Below are 5,988 nucleotides of genomic sequence, written 5' to 3' on the forward strand. Positions count from 1 at the left end.
CCGAGGCCCTGGACGACCCGGCTTTTCGCCAGGGCCTGAACGATATCGCCAATGGCCTGGCCGCGCTGGTGCGGCTGGTGCCGCCGGTGGTCGAGAACATCCAGAGCATCGCCCTGGCGCTGGGGCTGGCCTTCGGCGCCCGCACCCTGGTGGGCATTGCCGCGACCACGGCGCGCATCGTGCGCCTGACGCGGAGCCTGGGGGTGTTGGCGGCGGTCGCCCGTGCGGGCACCGGCCCGGTGGGTTGGGCGGTGGGGTTGGCCACGCTGATTGTCACCTGGGGCAATCACGCCGAAAAGACGATACCCAAGCTCGCGGACCTGCGCCGGGAGCTGGAAGAGTTGCGCCGCGCTCGGGACGGGCTCGACGGCGCGCCGGGTGCCGCCACGGCGGCGCAGGTGGCGACGACGGATGCCCAGATCCAGGAAGTCGAGCGCCGCATTGCGTTGTTGCAGAGCATTCGCGACCGCTTCGGCGAGGGCTTCGACATCATGTCGCCCTCGACCAAACGGGATCTGGACGCGGCGTTCGAGCAGCTCGACCTGCTGGTCCAGAAGCGCGACGAACTGGCCCGCCAATTGTTGCCCGCGGTGCGGTTGCCGACGCCGGCCGCGGCGCCGGAAGGGGAGCCGCCGACGCCCGTCGACCCCAAGGCGCTGGAGGATCTGGCCGAGGCGATCAAAAAGGCCAACGACCGCATCGCCGAACTGAAGGCCGACACGCTCGCGCAAAAGCTCGCGCTCATCGTGCGCAAATACGAGGAGCAGGCCGCCGCCGCGCGGCGCACGGCGGATACCGCCGACGACGCCCTGGTGGCGCAGGCCATCGCCGCCGAGCAACAGGTGTTGCGCCTGGAAACCGAGATCCAGCTCACCCGGGAGTTGACGCGCCTGCAACAGGACGTGGACCGGCAGGGGGATCGCGGCCTGGCCGCGCGCCTGGCCGACATTCGCGGGCAGTACGATGCGCTATTGACCGGCCTGCGCGAGCTGGGCCGCGCGGATCTGGTGGCCCGAGCCGAGGGCCTGGTCGCCGCGCGCCTGCAAGGGGAGGTCGACAGCGTCAAGGACCAGTTGCGCGAGGAGCTGCTGCAACTGCGCGCCGAGGATGACGCCGACCTCGATGCCCGGCTCGAGCTCATCCGCCAGAAATACCGCGACACCATCGAGGCCCTGAATCGGGTGGACCGCGAGGGCGCGACCCTGGCCGAGCAGGTCATGAACCGCCGTTTGGCGGCCGCCCGGCAGGCCTTTGGCGGCGAACAGCTCGCCGGCGTCCAGGCCGAGATCGACAAGGCGCTGGAGCTGCGCAACGCCATCATCCAGCGGATTCAGGCACAGCAGGAACTCGGCAACCTCACCGCGCGCGAGGCGGGGGATCAGTTGCGCGCCGAACTCGCCGACCTGGACCCCCGGCTGGAGTCCTTGATCGCCAAGGCGCAAGAGTTGGTGGCGACGCTGCGCGGCGATGGCCTGATTTCGGCGGACGACGCGCAGATCGCGTTGGAAAACCTGAATCTCATTCAGACGGGCATGCAAAGCCTCAACACCGAGGCCCAGGAGTTTGCGCGGCGCATTAACGAATCCATTGCCGACGGCCTGACCAGCGCGATCAGCGATTTCGCGCGCGGCATGACGAGTGCCCAGGATGCGGCCCGCACCTTTTTTGCGGACCTGCTGCGGTATATCGCCGAAACCACCATCCGAATCCAGGTGCTGAGGGCGCTGGGCGGCTCGGGCGGCAACGCATTTGTTAGCGGCATCGCCGAGTTTCTGGTCGGCACCAACCACAGCGGCGGCCTGGCCGGCACCGGACCCAAGCGCCGCATCAACCCCTTCGATGTGTTGGGCGGGGTGCCGCGCTACCACAGCGGCGGCCTGGTGGGTGGCGATGAGGTGCTTTCGCTGCTCCAACGAAACGAGGAAGTCCTCACCCGCAGCGACCCGCGCCATGTGCTGAATGGCGGCAAGAGCGCCGGCAAGCCGCCGACGGTGCGCGTCTACAACTTTCTCGACCGCGACGAGCTGATGCGCGCCGTGGCCGATACCCCGGCGGGCGATGAGTTCGTGGTGAACACCATCAACCGCAACCGCTCGCGGATCAAATAACGGGAGCCCCATGGCCTACGTCGAGACCACCATTCCGGGCGTCGGCAATGCCGCCGCGCACGGCCGCAATGGGCACAAGAACCTGTTTTGGCGGCTCCGCCAGATCGCCACCGGGCGCGCCTGGCTGGCACAGAGCGCCTACAGCGGCACCGGCAACGGCGTGATCGTGGAGACGGACAGCGCGGTCGCCGCGCCGACCGAGACCTGGACCCTCACCTGCACCGACGCCACGACGCCGGGCGCCGAGGTGTGGTCGGTGAGCGGCTCGGTGTCGGGCGCCCAGGCCAATGCCACCACGGGGGTGGCCTACAACAATGGCATCATTCAGTTCCAGATCACGGCCGGCGGCACGAACTTTGCCGTAAACGATCAGTTCACCCTGGCGGCCACGGCCTCGCCCTTGCCGAGCGCCCAGCGCTGGACGCTGAACGCCGAGGATTACAGCACCGCGGATTGGACCATTCTGTTGCAGGGGCCGAACATTTCCGGGTTTTCGGATGTGTTCTGCGGCTTCAAGACGCTCCAGTCGGTACCCTCGGATTACTACAACATCGTCCTTCAGGGCGCGATCGGCTATGTGGCCAGCAACCCCTGGGCGAGCCAGCCGAACATGGTGCGCGCCACGGTGCCACTGTGGCAGTTCGACATCCCCTGCGGGATCAGCGTGACCGACCTCAAGATCGCCTTCTGGGTGAATGTGGAGGGCAACACGGATGCCGGCTACACCGGGCTCTACCTGCCCAACATGACGCCCAACGAATACGACTTCCCCATGCTGGTCTCCGGCAGCATTTCCGGCGAGAGCACCACGCGCTATTCCGACACCTCCCGGGTGCTGGGGATGCTCTCCAATGCCACCCGCCAGCGGATCTACTTTATCGATGGCACCTGGAAGACGGTGGAGCCCTGGCCTTGGTTTGCGGACAACAACTCTTCCGACCTGACGCTCGGGCTGAACACCACGGAGCCCACCCAGGACGCCACCCCGGCCGATCAGCGCCAGTTGCTGCCGATCCACCTGATGGATGCGAGCAATGGCCTCTACGGCACCTTGCAGGACGTGTTTTTCATCTCGGGCTTCGCGCTCGCCGTGGGCGATGTGATCGACGACGGCGCGGGCAATACCTTCAAGGTGGTGCGCAACATTCACCGCACCGGCGTGCGCGACTACATCGCCTTTCGGCGCGCCTAACCAGGGGGCTCGATGGCCTATCAGACCGGCACCGTCAATGATTTCGTCGCGCTGCGCACGGAGCTATTCAACTTCGCGCAGGCGCAGGGCTACACGCTGATCGGCGGCAAGATGCTGCAAAAAGGCGATGTCTATGCCGAATTCGAGGCGAGCACCACCGCCTGGCTGAGAATGCGCGGCGGCACGGGCGAGGACGGCAGCGGCAACCCCACCGGGGCGCCGCACAACCGCTACGCCTACCTGATGAACCCCGCCTTTGGGATCAACTTCACCTGGCCGATCACCTATTTCTTTCACTACACGGCGAGCCCGGACGAGCTCTTTTGCTTCATCGAGTACAACAACGGCTACAGCCAGCATCTGTTGATCGGCGAGATCAACAAGGCGGCGAACTTCACCGGCGGCGGCTATTACAGCGCGAGCGTGGGTTCGTTCAGCAGCTTGAGCCCGTTTCAGAATACGCCGGCTGATCTCAGGATTCGTCTCAATCGCTATTGCGCCAGCAGTGGCTCCTGTTACGAGCTGATTCCCTTTCAAGGCGGGTTCTCGACCACGGGGGGCACCCAGTTTGCCGGCAGCTATCTCCATGCCGAGACCGGCGGGCGCACCTGGTGGGAGACCAGCCTGGGGTCGAGCGGGACCATCTTTACCCTGATGCCGGGCTCGCTCTACGAATTGCGCCTGCGCAGCCTGAACCCCTGGAATCAGGGCATGAACCTGGTGCCCTGGTATCTGTTCGGGCAGGCGAGCAGCGGTAATTTGATCGTGCTTGGCGAGATCGCCCACCTGCGCTTTTGCCGGCTGCGCAACTACAACCTGGGGGATGTGATCACCATCGGCGCGGACCAGTGGAAGCTCTACCCGGTGCTGCTGAAAAATGCCGCGGTGCCGGATCCGCCGACTGGCGGCAGCGGCATGAGCAGCAATTACCATTCCGGCGACTATGGCCTCGCCGTGCGCTACGACGGGCCTTGAGCATGGCCACCTTTGCCGGGCGGGAGTTCACCACCACCCAGCCCAAGACGCCGGACGACAACCCGCACCTGGCGGCGCAACTCTACCGCTATGTGCTGGATTATTATTTTGCCGGCCCGCGGGATGCCCAGGAAGATCCGGTGTTTCGCGGCGCGCGCACCTTGGATCTGGAGCCGATCGGCGCCACGCGCAGTGGCGCCGTGCGCCCGGGGCTGCTGGAGGATTTTTATTTCCGCATCCATTTGATCCCGCGCACGGTCGATGTGGGCAATGTGATCGTGCCCAAGACCGAGACGGTGTACTTCTGGAATGCGTTTCTGAGTGACGCGAACCTCACCGCGATCAACGCCACCCATGCGGAGGGGCTGAGCCTCACAGGCCCCACCCCCACGGTGGTGGCCGCGCCGCTCGCGATGTTCGAGTACACCTTGACGGCCGACCCCGAAGGGCCGGCCAGCATCGACGCCACCTACGGCTTCGTGGTGGATGGCATCACCTACGATCTGCGCATCCTGGGGGTGCGCTTCGCGCTCTTTCCGGTGGACCCCAACCAGGGCGAGCCGCTGGAGGAGACGCTGGAGTGGCGCACCGCGATTCTCACCGCCGGCGACGAGACGGAACAGGCGATCAGCCAGCGCGCCGTGCCGCGCCGCACCTTCGCCTACACGCTCGCCGCCGATGGGGTGGGCCGCCAGACCCTCGAACATCTGCTCTGGAGCGCCCAATGGCGCGCGCTGTCGATTCCCGTGTGGACGGACGCGGCGCAGCTCGCCGCCCCGCTCAACAGCGGCGGGATGAGCCTGTCGCTCTCCGGTGACAGCCTGTTCGCGTTTCGCGATGGCGGCGTGGCGATCCTCTGGGCGAGCCCGACACAGCACGAGGTGGTGGATATCGCTACCTGGACGCCGGGGACACTCACCACGGCGCGGGCGGTGGCGCAGTCCTGGCCGGCCGGCACCGAGGTCTTCCCCGGCACCTTTGGCTATTTGCCCGCGGAATGGGCGCAGCAGCGCCGCTCCGCGATCATCGATATCGCCCGCACGGTGATCGAGCTGGACCCGGCGCGCGATGACGCCAACCTGCCGGTGGCGGCCGCGCCGGTGACGCACGCCGGCATCGAGGTCTACCTCGAAGAGCCCAACTGGCGCGATGCGCCGGACGCCGGCTGGAGCGCCTACCGCGATGAGTTCGACCCCGGCATCGGCCCCTGGGCGCGCTGGCCGCGGCAGACCTTCAGCGCCTTCTGGCGCAGCTATGCGTGGCTGCTCGAAGGCCGCCCGGCGATCCAGGACTTTCGCGCCTTTCTCGCCCGCCGCGCCGGCGCCCGGGTGCCCGTGTATCTGCCCACCTGGCAGGACGATTTGACGCTGGTGCAGCACATCGGCGCCTCGGACGTGGCGGCGCGCTTCGCGCTGGTCGATCCCGCCGGTTTGCTCGGCACGCACCCGACCCGGCAGGTCATCGCCCTGGTGTTGCGCGATGGCACCGTGATCGTGCGCGGCATCAGCAATCCGGTGAACCACGGCGACGGTACCATCAGCCTGGATTTGAGCAGCGCCACCGGCCAACTGGTGCTCACCAGCGATGTCGCGCTGGTGTGCTATGTGCCGCTGTGGCGCATGAGCGATGCCGTGACCCTGGTGTGGCACACCGCCGAGGTGGTGGAGTGCGGCATTCGTTTTCGGGCGATCAACCCCTGATGCGCCGCCCAGC

Annotated in this window: 4 protein-coding genes; all 4 read left to right on the forward strand. The window is 66.9% G+C overall.

Translation table 11 applies throughout. The features are described from left to right. On the forward strand, positions 1-2,108 hold a 2,108-nt coding region (locus E4680_RS14145; RefSeq protein WP_167792520.1), incomplete at its 5' end, for a coiled-coil domain-containing protein. A 10-nt stretch (positions 2,109-2,118) separates the two neighbouring features. Further along, the gene (locus E4680_RS13290) at positions 2,119-3,300 is read left to right on the forward strand and encodes a hypothetical protein (protein ID WP_135282908.1); all 1,182 of its coding nucleotides are present in this window, start codon (positions 2,119-2,121) and stop codon (positions 3,298-3,300) included. 12 nt (positions 3,301-3,312) lie between these two features. Then, complete coding sequence (locus tag E4680_RS13295) at positions 3,313-4,275, forward strand: hypothetical protein (RefSeq protein ID WP_135282909.1); 963 nt, start codon at positions 3,313-3,315, stop codon at positions 4,273-4,275. A gap of 2 nt (positions 4,276-4,277) precedes the next feature. Beyond that, complete coding sequence (locus tag E4680_RS13300) at positions 4,278-5,975, forward strand: hypothetical protein (RefSeq protein WP_135282910.1); 1,698 nt, start codon at positions 4,278-4,280, stop codon at positions 5,973-5,975. The last annotated feature ends 13 nt before the right edge of the window (positions 5,976-5,988 follow it).

Origin of the sequence: Candidatus Macondimonas diazotrophica (assembly GCF_004684205.1) — a bacterium.
GTDB lineage: Bacteria > Pseudomonadota > Gammaproteobacteria > UBA5335 > UBA5335 > Macondimonas > Macondimonas diazotrophica.